The sequence below is a fragment of the Plantibacter sp. ME-Dv--P-122b genome (assembly GCF_030209375.1).
Classification (GTDB): Bacteria; Actinomycetota; Actinomycetes; order Actinomycetales; family Microbacteriaceae; genus Plantibacter.
The window spans coordinates 646,742-661,161 of sequence record NZ_JARVSC010000001.1; the positions used below are offsets into that span (position 1 = coordinate 646,742).

Here is a 14,420-nt window from a genome sequence, read left to right on the forward strand (position 1 = left end):
GACGCGGCGCCCGGTTCGGGCGTCGCGTCGTGGCGTTTCGGCCCACGCAGCCGTGTGCCTGACGGTCCGCACGCGCGGCTCCAGGTAGGGTCGAAGGCGCATGAACCGTCTGACCGTCGCCCTCCTCGCCGCCCTCGATGCCACCCTCGCCGTGGCCATCGGCATCGGTGTCGCACTCGTCCCACTCCTCGCCCTGTGGGCGCTGCACTTCCAGTTGGACGTCGACCCGGCCGCGCTGTGGCGCGGGGCCGTCGACATCTGGGCGCTCGGCAACGGCTCGAGTATGCGCATCACCCTCGACACGGCCCTCGTCACCCAGCTCGGACTGCCCGCCGGGATGGAGCCGTTCCTCGTCTCCCTCGCGCCCCTCGCCTTCACGATCGGCACGGTCCTGTTCGGCCTGCGCACCGGAACCCGCGCGGCACGCAGCACCTGGTGGCAGGGTGCCGTCGTGCTGTCGGTGCTCGTGTTCGCCCTGCTGTCGTTCCTCGTGACCCTCACCGCCCTCCACCCGGCGGTGCGTCCCTCGATCGTCCAGGGGACCCTCGCGCCGACCGTGCGCTTCGCAGGCGGGGTCGTGGTCGCCGCGCTGTGGGTCCGCTTCCGTGAGCAGGACACGGCCGATCCGATCCTCGACGGACTCCGCGCGATGCGGGACCGGATGCCGGACGGGACCTGGTCGATGGTCGTCGCGGCGCTGCGCGGTGGAGCACTCGCCGCCACCGCACTCGTCGCGGTCTCCGCACTCCTGACCGCCGTCCTCATCGCCGTCGGCTACGGCGCCATCATCTCCCTGCACGAGAGCGCGCAGTTCGGCGTCCTGGGCGGTGCCATCGTCACGGGCGCCGAGCTCCTGTACCTCCCGAACCTCGTGATCTGGGCGATGAGCTGGATCACCGGTGCGGGCTTCGCCATCGGGAGCGGTACCGCGATCTCGCCGATCGGCACGCTCGTCGGGCCCATGCCGGCCGTGCCGGTCCTCGGCGCCATCCCGACCGGGGAGAGCCCGCTCGGGTTCGCGATCCTCGTGGTCCCGGTCGTCATCGGATTCGCCGCAGCCGTGGTGCTGCGCCGTCGTCTGCTCGTCGACCTCGACGGGCGCGGCGGGCTCGCACGACTGGCGGCCGTCGGTCTCGGTGTCGGGGTGACCGCAGGCATCATCGTCGGTGTCCTCGCCGCGCTCTCGGCGGGCGCGGCAGGCCCCGGTCGCCTCATCGAGGTCGGCCCGAACGGTTGGGCGACGGGCCTGTGGACCACGCTGACGGTCGGGATCGCGGCCGTGGTCGGCATGGCGGCCGGCCCGACGCATCTGGCCGAGGAGGACCGCCTCCCGGAGCTGCACGCCCAGCCGAGCGGTCGGGGTGCCCGCGACCGATAGGATGCTCTGGTGCTGTCACTCGTCGTGCTGATCTCCGGTGGCGGATCCAATCTCCGCGCCCTCCTCGAAGCCTCACGCGACGCGGATTTCCCCGCTCGCGTCATCGCCGTCGGCGCCGATCGGGAAGCCGACGGCCTCGCTCATGCCGAGGAGTTCGGCATCCCGTCGTTCACCGTCCCCTACTCCTCCTTCGACTCGCGGGCCGAGTGGGGCGTGGCGCTCCTCGAACAGATCCGGGTCTGGAACCCGGACGTGCTCGTCCTCAGCGGCCTCATGCGCCTCCTGCCACCCGTCGTCGTCGACGCCCTCTCACCGCGCATCATCAACACGCACCCCGCGTACCTCCCCGAGTTCCCGGGAGCGCACGGCGTCCGGGACGCGCTGGCGGCAGGCGCCGCGCAGACCGGGGCATCGATCATCGTCGTCGACAACGGTGTCGACGCGGGCCCGATCATCTCGCAGGAGCGTGTCCCCGTCCTGCCCGACGACACGGAGCACAGCCTCCACGAGCGGATCAAGCCGGTGGAGCGTCGACTGCTCGTCCAGGCCGTCCGCGATCTCGCCACCGGAACCATCGACCTCGAGGCGCTCTCCACGGCGTCCCGCCCGCCAGCAGAAGGAGCACCCCAGTCATGAGCGGTCCCAGCCACGACCACAGCCTCTACCGCGAACGCGACCTCGTCCCCGTCCGCCGCGCGCTGATCTCGGTCAGCGACAAGACCGGGCTGCTCGAGCTCGCGGGTGCACTCGCGGCAGCGGGCGTCGAGATCGTCTCCACCGGGTCCACCGCGGCGACCATCCGCGGCGCTGGTCACGCGGTGACCGACGTGTCCGAGGTCACCGGATTCCCCGAGTCGCTCGACGGTCGGGTCAAGACCCTGCACCCCTCGGTGCACGCCGGACTCCTCGCCGACCTGCGGCTCGAGTCCCACGAAGCCCAGCTCGCCGAGCTCGGCATCGAGCCGTTCCAGCTCGTCGTCGTGAACCTGTACCCCTTCGTCGAGACGGTCGCGAGCGGTGCCACCGGCGACGACGTCGTCGAGCAGATCGACATCGGTGGTCCGGCGATGGTGCGTGCCTCGGCGAAGAACCACGCCAACGTCGCGATCGTCGTCTCTCCGGAACGCTACGGGCTGATCACCGAGGCCGTCGCGGCCGGCGGCACCACGCTCGCTCAGCGTCGCTCGCTCGCCGCGCAGGCCTTCGACCACACCGCCTCCTACGACGCGGCGGTGTCCGCGTGGTTCGCGAGCACGGAGACGACCGAGGCGGAGGCCTTCCCCAGCACGCTCACCATCACCGGTCGTCGGGAGGCCGTGCTGCGCTACGGCGAGAACTCGCACCAGGCCGCGGCGCTCTACGTCCGTCCGGGCGGTGCCGGGATCGCCCAGGCGACGCAGTTGCACGGCAAGGAGATGTCGTACAACAACTACGTCGACGCCGACGCCGCGGTCCGTGCGGCCTACGACTTCGCCAACCCCGCCGTCGCGATCATCAAGCACGCGAACCCGTGCGGCATCGCCTTCGCGAACCCGAAGGCACCCGACCCGATCGCCTCGGCCCACCGTCGTGCGCACGAGTGCGACCCGGTCTCCGCCTTCGGCGGGGTGATCGCCGCCAACCGCGTCGTGACTCTCGGCATGGCCGAGACGGTCAAGGAGATCTTCACCGAGGTGCTCGTCGCCCCGGGCTTCGAGGACGCCGCGCTCGAGGTGCTCAAGACGAAGAAGAACCTGCGCCTCCTGCAGCTGCCGGAGGACTTCGTGCGCGAGGACCGCGAGGTCCGGCAGATCTCCGGTGGCCTGCTCTACCAGGACGCGGACCGCTTCGCCGACGACCCGCAGGACACCGCCAAGGGCTGGACGCTCGTCACGGGCGAACCGGCCGACGACGACACCCTGCTCGACCTCATCTTCGCGTGGAAGGCGTGCCGCTCGGTGAAGTCCAACGGCATCCTGCTCGCCAAGGGCAGCGCGAGCGTGGGCGTCGGCATGGGCCAGGTCAACCGCGTCGACTCCTGCCACCTCGCGGTGAGCCGAGCCGGTGACCGCGCCGCGGGTTCCGTGGCGGCCTCGGACGCCTTCTTCCCGTTCGCCGACGGTCTGCAGGTCCTGCTCGACGCCGGCGTGCGCGCGGTCGTGCAGCCCGGTGGTTCCGTCCGCGACGAAGAGGTCATCGCTGCGGCTGAAGCCGCCGGCGTGACCATGTACTTCACGGGGGAGCGTCACTTCTTCCACTAGGCCGCGCCGACAGCCCCTGTGGGGGTTCTGGGCAGGCTCGTGGCGATCTCCCAGCGGCGTCGGGCCTTCGTGGCCCGACGCCGCTGTGTCGTTGGGCTACGGTTGTCGGATGACTGCCACCTGGAGCCGCAAGCTCATCGCATCCGCCGCCGCCGCCGTCGCGACCATCGTCGTGGGCTTCCTGGGGGTCATGTTCGTCACGTTCGTCGGCTACCAGTTCGCCGGGACGATCTTCGCCCAGGCGAGCCCGTACTTCTTCGAGAGCACGATCATCACCTTCGTGCTGCTGCTGATCGTGGGCATCGTCGGCCTCCACCGGTACCGACTCCTCGCCCTGCTCGGCGGCGCCGCCCTCGCCGTCATCGGAGCGCTCCTCGGACTCATCGTCCAGGTGGCGACGACGGGGCAGCCCATCGACAGCGCCGTGCTCGGCAGCATCGTCGCGACGCTCATCAGCCTCAACCTCGTCTTCGTGGTCGTCGTGGCGCTCTCCGCGGCCTTCATCGGATACCCGGTGTACTGGATGGTCATCCGCACCCAGGACACCGTGCTCGATGACGGACGCCGCATCGCCCTCGTGCGCATGCCGGCCTCCAACCTCGCCGAAGGCCTCGTGACGCACCTGGAGCGCACGCCGATCGACGCCGAGCTCGCCGACAAGCAGTGGGACGCCTACGTCGCCGCGTTCGACGCCGCCGGCTGGGACACCACCGAGGTCTCCTGGGCCGAGCAGCTCGCGGACTCCGTCTTCATCGAGGACGCCGTCATCGTGATCGGCGACGTCGCCGTCGTGACCCGCCCGGGTGCCGAGAGCCGTCGCCCTGAGATCGTCGCAGCCGAGACCACCGCCCGTGAGCTCGGCCTCCGGATCCACCGGATCGATGGTGAAGGCACCCTCGAAGGCGGAGACGTCCTCCGGGTCGGCACGACCGTCTACGTCGGTCGCAGCGGCCGCACCAACGCCGAAGGCGTCCGACAGCTCCGAGCCATCCTCGCGCCGCTCGGGTTCGACGTCGTGGCGGTCCCCTTCACGACGGCGCTCCACCTGAAGTCCACGGCCACCGCACTCCCGGACGGGACCGTGCTCGTCCACCCCGACCTCGTCGAGGACCCGTCCTTCTTCGGCCGCCACCTCGTCGTGCCCGAGCGTGAGGGCGTCGCGGTCGTCGAACTCGCTGACGACACCGTGCTCATCTCCGCGGCCGCTCCCAAGACGGCTGCGCTGCTCGAAGACCGCGGCTACACCGTCGTCCAGGTGGACATCAGCGAGTTCGAGAAGCTCGAGGGCTGCGTGACCTGCCTGTCCGTGCGGGTCAGCTGAGCCGATCGTGGAGCAGCAGGCTGGAGCGCGCGGCGGTCGGGATCTGAACCGGAGGACCGTCGCGCAGCGACTGGACATCCCGCTCGAGATGGCCAGACACCACGGGATCCCGCCGTTCTGGTCGGCGGAGCAGTTGGCGGCGTTCCTGGCCGACCCGCCCGCCTGGTACGTGCAGTCCCGCGCGAATCGGACCGGGAAGCGGCCGGTCTGGGTCGAATTGACGTGCACGATCTGCGGCACGAGCGAGACGCTCCGCCCGAAGAAGTGGTGGCCGGAGTTCTCGATGGTGAGCTGCTCCTGGCACGGCGCCGACGAGCTGCCGCCGGTGCCCGAGGGAGCGCGTCGGCGCGAGGTCGACGGCATCGGCGCCTTCGTGGGCATCGTCGACGAACCGACCTCCTGACGACGAGCCGGGCCGATCCGGTGCGTGCAACCGCATGGATCCCTTGCGGCCTGTCGACCGACTCCCATAGTCTGGTCTGCTGCGCCGAACCTCGTTCACCGTGATCGGTCGCCGCCCGCGTTCGAGTGCGACCTGTGCACCCGGCCCGCGGCTGTCGCCCCACAGGATGAGGAGGATGCCATGACGCTCTCGAACCACACCGCGCTCGCGCCGACGGTCGATCGTGCCCGCTCCGCCTCGAGCCGCCGCCCGGTGGCCGTCCCGGCGCCAGCCGGACCCGCCGCCGCAGCGGACGCCGACGCAGCCCACTAGCGTCGGGCAGTCCACCTCACCATCCGTCCGGCTTCGTCCGGACCCGTCACCGGATGCTGCGACCGCGCACAGCGACCTCGCCGTCCGGCAGCTCCACGACCATCATTCCGTCGGTGATCGACGTCACCGACGCTCTCGCAAGGAATCCCCGCAATGACTCCGCTCGGCGATGAACGCCGTCCTGTCCAAACGCGCCAGAGCACCTTCCGTGCCCTGATGCGGATCTACCCGTTCGCGAAGACGGCCATGCCGCGGATCGTGCTCGGCATGGTCGCCGCGCTCGTCGCCGGCCTGGTGGCGCTCGCGATCCCGCTCGTGCTGCAGGCCCTCGTCGACGGTCCGCTCTCGACCGGCGACTCCTCGCAGATCTGGCCGGCGGTCCTCGTGGTCCTCGCGCTCGGTGTCCTCGAGGCGGTCATGATCGCGCTGCGCCGTTGGTTCGTCCTGACCCCCGGGACGCATGTCGAGGCGCGGATGCGCAACGCGTTGTTCGCCAAGCTGCAGGACCTCCCCGTGACCTTCCACGACCGGTGGCAGAGCGGGCAGCTGCTCTCGCGCGCCGTCAGCGACCTCGGACTCATCCGCCGGTGGATCTCGTTCGGCTTCGTGCTCCTGATCGTCAACGGCGTCACGATCGTCATCGGTGCGGTCATCCTGTTCACCTGGAACTGGCTGCTCGGGCTCATCTTCATCGCGCTCGCCATCCCCGTGTGGGTGTTCGGGTTCACCTTCGAGGGGCGGTACTCGGTGATCGCCCGGCGCAGTCAGGACCAAGCGGGTGACCTGGCGACCGCCGTCGAGGAGTCTGTCCACGGCATCCGTGTGCTCAAGGCGTTCGGTCGAGGCAAGCACGCCTTGCGGAGCTTCGCGTCGCGCGCCGAGGACCTGCGGGGGACCGAGATCGAGAAGGCGAAGGCCATCGCCGGGATCTGGTTCTGGCTCGTCCTGCTGCCGGACGTCGCCTTCGCGCTCTGCCTGTTGGCCGGCGTCTGGCTCGCGTCGATCGGTGAACTCACCGTCGGTCAGCTGTTCGCCTTCTTCGCGACGGCCACGATCCTCCGGTTCCCGATCGAGTCGATCGGCTTCCTGCTCGCGATGACCTTCGACACCCGGACGGCGACGGACCGGTATTTCGAGGTCATCGACTCGGTCAACACGATCACCGACCCCGAGCACCCCGAGCGCATCCGTGAACCGCGCGGTGAGCTCGTGTTCGAGGATGTGCACTTCCGCTACCAGGACGCACCCGACCGCTACGCGGACGTGGTGAACGGCGTCGACCTGCGGCTCGAGCCGGGGGAGACCATGGCGCTCGTCGGTCTGACCGGCTCCGGGAAGTCGACCATCACGGCACTGACCACCCGCCTGTACGACGTCACGGGTGGGCGCATCCTGCTCGACGGGGTCGACATCCGGGCGCTCACCCGCGAGGACCTGCGCCGGCACATCGCGATGGCCTTCGAGGATGCGACCCTCTTCTCGGCGAGCGTCAAGGAGAACGTCCTCCTCGGGCGGGACGACATCGACCTCGACTCCGCGGAGGCCGATCGGATCCTGCGCGAGGCACTCGACATCGCCCAGGCCGGGTTCGTCGACGAACTGCCGAACGGCGTGGAGACGATGGTCGGCGAAGAGGGGCTCAGCCTGTCCGGCGGGCAGCGTCAGCGGCTCGCCCTCGCCCGGGCAGTGGCCGCCCGGCCGGAGGTGCTGGTGCTGGACGACCCGTTGTCGGCGCTCGACGTCGACACCGAGGCGCTCGTCGAGGCGGCGCTCCGCCGGGTGCTCGCCTCGACCACGGCCCTGATCGTCGCGCACCGACCGAGCACCGTCACCCTCGCCGACCGCGTCGCCCTCCTGGAGGACGGTCGCATCACCGCGGTGGGTCGCCATACCGAGCTGTTGCAGCACAACGCCCATTACCGCTACGTGATCTCGAGTCTGGAAGACGACGAACGAGAGTCCAACCGCCAGGAGGTGAACCTGTGACCCCGCCGACGACCGTCCACGGAGTGGAGGGTGAGGAGCGCGACGACCTCACCCGCGACGAGTCCGCGCAGATCCGACGCCGTTCACTGCGACTGCTCGGATCGCTGCTCGCGCCCCTGCGGCTGCGCGTGATCGCCGCCATGACCATCGTCGTGGTGTCGACCGCCGCCCAGGTCGCCGGGCCCGCGTTGATCGCCCTCGGCATCGACCGCGCCCTCCCGGCCGTCCTGGAACGCGCCGACTGGATGCCGGCCTTCCTCGTGGTCGGCGCGTACCTGCTGACGGGTGCCGCCGGAGCGACGCTCATCTCCTGGTACACCGTGCTCGCCGCACGGATCAGCCAGGCGATCCTGATCGACCTCCGGAAGCGCGTGTTCCTGCAGACGCAGCGGCTCAGTCTCGACTTCCATGAGAGCTACACCTCGGGTCGCATCATCTCCAGGCAGACGAGCGATCTCGACTCCATCCGCGAGCTGCTCGATTCGGGCATCAACCAGCTCGTGTCCGGCGTGCTGTACATGGGGTTCACCGCCGCGGCCCTCGTCCTCGTGGACTGGGTCAGCGGTCTCGTGCTGCTCGGCTCGCTCATCCCACTGTTCGTGCTCACCCGCTGGTTCCAGCTCCGCTCGCAGCGGATGTTCCGCGAGTCGCGGGTCCGGTCGGCGAAGCTCATCGTGTTCTTCGTGGAGGCGATGACCGGTATCCGTGCCGTGAAGGCCTTCCGGAAGGAGCGGCGGAACGAGCGCGCGTTCGGTGAGCTCGTGGAGCAGTACCGCGACACCAACGCCCGGGTCATCCAGCTGTTCGGAGTGTTCGATCCGGGCCTGGTCTTCATCGGCAACGTCTCCGTCGCGGTGGTGCTCCTCATCGGCGGGTTCCGGGTCGCCGACGGCCAGCTCGCGATCGGCGCGCTGCTCGCGGCGCTCCTCTACACGCGTCGGTTCTTCGACCCGATGGAGGAGATGGCGATGTTCTACAACTCCTACCAGTCGGCCGCTGCGGCGCTCGAGAAGATCTCCGGCGTGCTCGAGGAGCGTCCCGGGGTGCCCGATCCCGTCGCGCCGGTCGACCTGTGGACGTCGCAGGGACGCATCACCTTCGACGATGTGACGTTCGCGTACGCCGCCGATCGGGTGGTGCTCCCGAAGTTCGACCTCGAGATCCCCGCGGGCCAGACCATCGCGCTCGTCGGCACGACCGGTGCGGGCAAGTCGACGCTCGCGAAGCTCATCAGTCGGTTCTACGACCCGACCGATGGCGCGGTGCGCCTCGACGGCATCGACCTGCGCGACCTGCACCCGAAGGACCTCCGTCGGGCGATCGTCATGGTGACGCAGGAGGCCTATCTGTTCTCCGGTTCGGTCGCCGACAACATCGCGTTGGGGAAGCCCGACGCGACGATCGAGGAGATCACGTCCGCCGCGAAGGCCGTCGGCGCGCACACGTTCATCGAGGCGTTGCCGAACGGCTACGACACCGACGTGAACAAGCGCGGTGGTCGGGTCTCGGCGGGCCAGCGGCAGCTCCTGTCGTTCGCACGGGCGTTCCTCGCGGATCCGGCCGTCCTGATCCTCGACGAAGCGACCGCCTCGCTCGACATCCCGAGTGAGCGACTCGTCCAGGAGGCGTTGCAGACCCTGCTCGCGGACCGCACCGCGATCATCATCGCGCACCGGCTGTCGACCGTCGCGATCGCCGACCGGGTGCTCGTGATGGAGCACGGCCGGGTGATCGAGGACGGCGCGCCCGCGGAGCTCATCGGCGGGACGGGACGGTTCGCCGCGATGCACGCGGCCTGGCGGTCGTCGGTCGGCTGACCCGCACCGCGCAGGCGTGTCCACGGGGTCCTCCGGTGACGGAGCGACCCCGTGGGCACTACACCTCGTCACGTCGACCTGCCACAATGAGCGGATGACCAGTCTGGAACCGCGTTCACTGCGTGTCGCCGTCGCGGATGACGCGGTGCTCCTCCGTGAGGGTGTCGCGCAGATCCTCAAGGCGGGTGGTCACGACGTGGTCGGCTCGTTCGGCTCGGCGGTCGACCTGGTCGATCGCATCGACGCCGGGCTGCAGCTCGACGCCGTCGTGCTCGACATCCGGATGCCTCCCACCCACACCGACGAGGGCATCGTCGCTCTCGAGCAGTTGCGGGCGTCGGGCTTCGTCGCCGGGGTGCTGTTGCTGAGCACGTACGCCGTGCCCTCCTACGCGGTCCGCGCGCTCGGCTCAGGCGGTGGCACCGGCTACCTGCTGAAGGACCGCGTCGCCGACTCCGGAACGCTCGTCGACGCCGTGGAGCGCGTGGCGGCAGGTGAGTCCGTCGTGGATCCCGAGGTCGTCTCCCTCCTCGTCGCGGAACGGACCCGGTCCGACGGGCTGGACCACCTCACGGAGCGCGAACGCGAAGTCCTCACGCTCATGGCCGAGGGGCGGTCGAACTCGGGCATCGCGAAAGCGCTCGTCGTCAGCCTGAAGACGGTCGAAGCACACATCAGCCGCATCCTGGCCAAGCTCGGACTCGAGGACTCACCGGCGGACCACCGCCGTGTCCTCGCGGTCGTGCGGTGGCTGGAACACACGGATGGCTGACGGTCGCCCACACGGACGGGCGACGTCGCTGCCGATCCCGGCACCGGCCGGCGGCGGGCGACTGCCGTGGCCGCTGCGACTCGGCATCCTGCTGGCGGCCGTGCTCGTGTGCGTCCTGTCGGTCGTGTTCGGCGTCGTCCAGCCGGCCGTCGCCGACGGCAACGGTCTGCCGTGGTTGGTGGGCCACCTCGCGGCGCTGGTGGCGGCAGGGCTCATCTGGTGGCTGGCTCCGACGGCCACTCCAGGCTGGGTGATCGTCGGGTACGCGCTGGCCGAGACGGCTTACATGTGGGCGTACGGCGTCGAAGCGGGCTGGCTCTGGCCGCTCCTCATGTCGATCTCCGTGCTCCCCGGGGTCGCACTCGTGTGGCTGGCCCTGGCCTTCCCTGCCGGGCGGCTGCGGCGTGGCTTCGATCGACGGCTCGTCATCACGGCATCGGTCTACCTCGTCACCTATGCGGTCGTCACGCTCCTCGTGACACCGAACCACGTGCTCGACGTGAGCCACGAGCGGAGTCGGTACGCCGTCCTCGCGACCGGAGACGTGGCCGACGTGCTCGGTCGGGTCCACGCCGGCGTCATGGGGGCGTTCGCGGTCGTGGTCGCGGGTGTCGTGCTCCTGCGGTGGGCGCGGAGCAGTGGAGCGGCCAGACAGGTGGCCTTCATCATGCCGGTCGCGTTCGTGATGTGGCTCGTCATCGGGGTGGCGTGGTCCCTCGTCCGCCTGGGGGGATGGCCGGAGCACCTCCGGCTCGTCGTCGAGGACCTCAACGCGTTCTCGGTGGTGCTCGTTCCCGCCGCGTATGCGACGGGTCTCATCCGGATGCGGACGATCCGCGCCAGGGCCGTGGACCTCGTGCAGACCGGACAGCTGAGCGAGACCGGCCACGACCGCTGGGACGGTGCGGTGAAGACCGTCCTCGGCGACCGCACCGCCCGACTCGTCTGGCCGGGATCGCAGCGGACCACCGGCAGGGACCCACGCGGCCGGGCGATGTCGAGCGTCGGCGAGGCGGACGCGCCGCTCGTGTACATCGAGCACGACGCGGCTCTGCTCGACAATCCGCAGTTGCTTCGTTCGGTGTCGGCGTCGCTGCGCATCATGATCGACAACGAACGACTCACCGCTGAACTCCGCCACTCGTTGCGCGAGGTGAGTCGGTCGCGGTTGCGCATCGTGCAGGCGGCCGACGAGGCGCGCCGGCGGGCGGAGCGTGACCTGCACGATGGCTCGCAGCAGCAGCTGTTCTCCGTCGCGCTGCGACTCCGGATGGCGAGCGACGCGGCACGAGCCGACGGCCAACTCGCCCTGGCCGACGGCCTCGAGACCACCATCGACCAACTCGCGAGTGCCATCAAGGAACTGCGCGAGCTCGCTCGAGGCCTGCACCCGGCGCTCCTGGCCGAAGGCGGACTGGCGCCGGCGATCGCCGAACTCGGACGCCGGTGCACCGTCGTCACCAAGGTCACCGTCGAATTGCGCGAGCGACCCGGACAGCTCATCGAGGCGACCGTCTACTACGTCGTCTCGGAGTGTCTGGCCAACGTCACGAAGTACTCCGGGGCGTCGAGTTGCGAGGTGGTCGTCTCCGACGACCCCGACGGCGGGCTCCGGGTCGTGGTGGCTGACGACGGCGTGGGCGGTGCCGACCCCGCGCGGGGGAGCGGGCTGCGCGGCCTCGCGGACCGGGTCGACGCCGTGGGCGGGACGATGCACGTCGAGAGCCCGATCGGTGCGGGGACGGTCGTCTCGATCCACCTTCCCGTCTGATCGGGCGCGGCGCCGGTCAGTACAGCAGCGCCTCGCGACCCAGGCGGTAGCGTCCGCCGCTCATCGGGACGATCGGCGTGCCCTCGGCCTCGTAGTGCTCCAACGCGCGATCCTCGTGCCCCGTCGGAGGGAGACCGCCCGACCGGACGACCCGCCACCACGGCACGGCGTGCCCGTACTGCGCCATCACGCGACCGACGCCGCGCGCGGACTTCGACCCGATGATCGACGCGACCTGGCCGTAGCTCAGGGCGCACCCCTCGGGGATGTCGGCGACCACGGCCAGCACGGCCTCGGCGAACGCCTCAGCCGAGTCCGTCGGTGACGACCCGTTCACGGCCTCAGAGGCTGATGCTGCCGATGGTCTCGCCGTACTGGGTCTCGCCGACCGGGGAGAACCCGACGCGCAGGAAGAACGCCTCGGGACCGAGGTCGCCGGGCTCGTAGATGACGTTGACGTGGTCGAAGCCGCGCTGCTTGGCCTCCTCGATGAGCGAGGCGACCGCGAACCGGCCGACGCCGCGGCCCTGGTCGTCTGCGTCGACGTTGATGCGCCACAGGGCGGAGCGGAACTCCTCTTGCGTCGACTCGTGGTCGAAGTTGGCGGAGATGAAGCCGACGACCTCGTCGCCGTCGAGGATGACGCGCTGCCAGGAGGTGGCAGGGTTCACGACCGCGGCGGCGACCGCGTAGGACACCGGGGCGATGAACTGCTCCTGCCCGGGTTTCATGGTGAGCGCGTTGACCGCCACGATCGTCGATGCGGACAGTTCTTCCAGACGCAACTCAGCCATGAGCCCAGGCTAACCTGTCCGGCGGACCGCGGATAGTCCGTCAGACAGCCGACACGCTGCTCGTGGGGACATCCACGGCCGACCCACAGGCGGGGAGCGGGGCGCCCGCGTGCCGCCGGATCCAACTGTCTCGATGTCAAGAGACCTGGCCGGTCTTGTAAGCTAGGTCGTGGCCGTGCCGTCCACCTTTCGGATGCGGTCTCCTCCATGCCATGCGGAGCACTCCACCGCGTGCGCACCTCCGTAGGCCGCTCGGCTCAGGGCGGCATCAGAAAGGACAACCAGTGTCGAAGATCAAGGTCGAAGGCACCGTCGTCGAACTCGACGGCGATGAGATGACTCGCATCATCTGGCAGTTCATCAAGGACTCGCTCATCCACCCCTACCTCGATGTGAACCTCGAGTACTACGACCTCGGCATCGAGAAGCGTGACGAGACGGACGACCAGATCACGATCGACGCCGCGCACGCCATCCAGAAGCACGGCGTCGGCGTCAAGTGCGCCACCATCACCCCTGACGAGGCACGTGTCGAGGAGTTCGGTCTCAAGAAGATGTGGCGGAGCCCGAACGGCACCATCCGCAACATCCTCGGCGGCGTCATCTTCCGCGAGCCCATCATCATCTCGAACATCCCGCGTCTCGTGCCCGGATGGAACAAGCCGATCATCATCGGCCGCCACGCCTTCGGCGACCAGTACCGCGCGACCGACTTCCTGTTCAAGGGCGAGGGCAAGCTCACGGTCGAGTTCACGCCCGACGACGGCTCGGAGCCGCAGAAGTTCGAGGTCTTCCAGTCGCCCGGCGACGGCATCGCACAGGTGCAGTACAACCTCGACGCGTCGATCCGCGACTTCGCGCGAGCGAGCCTCAACTACGGCTTGAACCGCAACTACCCGGTGTACCTCTCCACGAAGAACACCATCCTCAAGGCCTACGACGGCCGGTTCAAGGACATCTTCCAGGAGATCTTCGACGCGGAGTTCAAGGAGCGGTTCGAGGCTGCCGGCATCACCTACGAGCACCGCCTCATCGACGACATGGTCGCCTCGGCCATGAAGTGGGAGGGCGGCTACGTCTGGGCCTGCAAGAACTACGACGGCGACGTGCAGTCCGACACCGTGGCGCAGGGCTTCGGCTCGCTCGGCCTCATGACGAGCGTGCTGGCCACGCCCGACGGCAAGATCGTGGAGGCGGAGGCCGCACACGGCACCGTCACGCGTCACTACCGCCAGCACCAGCAGGGCAAGCCCACGTCGACGAACCCGATCGCCTCGATCTTCGCGTGGACCCGTGGCCTGCAGCACCGAGGCGTGCTCGACGGCAACCAGGAGCTCATCGAGTTCGCGGCGACCCTCGAGGACGTCGTCATCAAGACGGTCGAGTCCGGTGCCATGACGAAGGACCTCGCGCTCCTCGTCGGCCCCGACCAGGCCTACCAGACGACCGAGGAGTTCCTCGAGACCATCTCGGCGAACCTCAAGGCGCGCCTGGCCTGATGACGTCGGCCTGACCGACACCAGCACCACACGGACGGGGTCCGGGAGCACACGCTCCCGGGCCCCGTCCGCCGTTCGGGTCTCGACGCCGGTCCGAGCCGTCGTGTTAGCGTCGAGGGACCACCTC

General features: G+C 69.6%; 13 protein-coding genes. 11 read left to right on the forward strand and 2 right to left on the reverse strand.

Annotation, left to right across the window (positions count from 1 at the left end):
- Positions 1–100: 100 nt before the first annotated feature.
- From QRN19_RS03080 to QRN19_RS03125, 10 genes are all read left to right on the forward strand, one after another.
- Positions 101–1,378: a cell division protein PerM gene (locus QRN19_RS03080; protein ID WP_285025176.1), complete on the forward strand. Its 1,278-nt coding sequence runs from the start codon at positions 101–103 to the stop codon at positions 1,376–1,378.
- Positions 1,379–1,387: 9 nt separating this feature from the next.
- Positions 1,388–2,014 (forward strand): phosphoribosylglycinamide formyltransferase, encoded by a 627-nt coding sequence (gene purN, locus QRN19_RS03085; protein ID WP_285025177.1) that lies wholly within the window; start codon positions 1,388–1,390, stop codon positions 2,012–2,014.
- Entirely contained in the window at positions 2,011–3,618 is a 1,608-nt protein-coding gene (purH, locus tag QRN19_RS03090; protein WP_285025178.1) for a bifunctional phosphoribosylaminoimidazolecarboxamide formyltransferase/IMP cyclohydrolase, read from the forward strand. The genes purN and purH overlap by 4 nt, the downstream gene beginning before the upstream one ends.
- 109 nt (positions 3,619–3,727) lie before the next feature.
- The gene (gene ddaH / locus QRN19_RS03095; protein ID WP_285025179.1) at positions 3,728–4,939 is read left to right on the forward strand and encodes a dimethylargininase; all 1,212 of its coding nucleotides are present in this window, start codon (positions 3,728–3,730) and stop codon (positions 4,937–4,939) included.
- An 88-nt stretch (positions 4,940–5,027) separates the two neighbouring features.
- Positions 5,028–5,342 (forward strand): hypothetical protein, encoded by a 315-nt coding sequence (locus tag QRN19_RS03100; protein WP_285025266.1) that lies wholly within the window; start codon positions 5,028–5,030, stop codon positions 5,340–5,342.
- 180 nt (positions 5,343–5,522) lie between these two features.
- Complete coding sequence (locus tag QRN19_RS03105; protein ID WP_285025180.1) at positions 5,523–5,654, forward strand: hypothetical protein; 132 nt, start codon at positions 5,523–5,525, stop codon at positions 5,652–5,654.
- A gap of 153 nt (positions 5,655–5,807) precedes the next feature.
- On the forward strand, positions 5,808–7,640 hold the full coding sequence (locus tag QRN19_RS03110; protein ID WP_502928018.1) for an ABC transporter ATP-binding protein: 1,833 nt from the start codon (positions 5,808–5,810) through the stop codon (positions 7,638–7,640).
- Entirely contained in the window at positions 7,637–9,457 is a 1,821-nt protein-coding gene (locus QRN19_RS03115) for an ABC transporter ATP-binding protein (protein WP_285025181.1), read from the forward strand. The genes QRN19_RS03110 and QRN19_RS03115 overlap by 4 nt, the downstream gene beginning before the upstream one ends.
- A gap of 94 nt (positions 9,458–9,551) precedes the next feature.
- On the forward strand, positions 9,552–10,229 hold the full coding sequence (locus QRN19_RS03120) for a LuxR C-terminal-related transcriptional regulator (RefSeq protein ID WP_285025182.1): 678 nt from the start codon (positions 9,552–9,554) through the stop codon (positions 10,227–10,229).
- Positions 10,222–12,000, forward strand: coding sequence for a sensor histidine kinase (locus QRN19_RS03125; protein ID WP_285025183.1), 1,779 nt, complete (start codon positions 10,222–10,224; stop codon positions 11,998–12,000). Before QRN19_RS03120 ends, QRN19_RS03125 begins: the two co-directional genes overlap by 8 nt.
- A gap of 16 nt (positions 12,001–12,016) precedes the next feature.
- Here QRN19_RS03125 and QRN19_RS03130 read toward each other — a convergent pair whose 3' ends face one another.
- A complete protein-coding gene (locus QRN19_RS03130) occupies positions 12,017–12,337 on the reverse strand; it encodes an MGMT family protein (protein ID WP_285025185.1) in 321 nt (106 codons plus the stop codon).
- Positions 12,338–12,341: 4 nt separating this feature from the next.
- A complete protein-coding gene (locus QRN19_RS03135; protein WP_064296643.1) occupies positions 12,342–12,794 on the reverse strand; it encodes a GNAT family N-acetyltransferase in 453 nt (150 codons plus the stop codon).
- 284 nt (positions 12,795–13,078) lie between these two features.
- Between QRN19_RS03135 and QRN19_RS03140 the strand changes: the two genes are divergently transcribed.
- Positions 13,079–14,293: an NADP-dependent isocitrate dehydrogenase gene (locus QRN19_RS03140; RefSeq protein WP_064296642.1), complete on the forward strand. Its 1,215-nt coding sequence runs from the start codon at positions 13,079–13,081 to the stop codon at positions 14,291–14,293.
- Positions 14,294–14,420: the final 127 nt, after the last annotated feature.

Excerpts from the sequence above, each read along its gene's own strand:
- QRN19_RS03110 (WP_502928018.1), top strand. The coding sequence starts at position 5,808 with ATGACTCCGCTCGGCGATGAACGCCGTCCTGTCCAAACGCGCCAGAGC.
- purH (WP_285025178.1), top strand. The coding sequence starts at position 2,011 with ATGAGCGGTCCCAGCCACGACCACAGCCTCTACCGCGAACGCGACCTC.
- ddaH (WP_285025179.1), top strand. The coding sequence starts at position 3,728 with ATGACTGCCACCTGGAGCCGCAAGCTCATCGCATCCGCCGCCGCCGCC.
- QRN19_RS03080 (WP_285025176.1), top strand. The coding sequence starts at position 101 with ATGAACCGTCTGACCGTCGCCCTCCTCGCCGCCCTCGATGCCACCCTC.
- QRN19_RS03105 (WP_285025180.1), top strand. The coding sequence starts at position 5,523 with ATGACGCTCTCGAACCACACCGCGCTCGCGCCGACGGTCGATCGTGCC.
- QRN19_RS03120 (WP_285025182.1), top strand. The coding sequence starts at position 9,552 with ATGACCAGTCTGGAACCGCGTTCACTGCGTGTCGCCGTCGCGGATGAC.
- QRN19_RS03135 (WP_064296643.1), bottom strand. The coding sequence starts at position 12,794 with ATGGCTGAGTTGCGTCTGGAAGAACTGTCCGCATCGACGATCGTGGCG.
- QRN19_RS03100 (WP_285025266.1), top strand. The coding sequence starts at position 5,028 with ATGGCCAGACACCACGGGATCCCGCCGTTCTGGTCGGCGGAGCAGTTG.
- QRN19_RS03125 (WP_285025183.1), top strand. The coding sequence starts at position 10,222 with ATGGCTGACGGTCGCCCACACGGACGGGCGACGTCGCTGCCGATCCCG.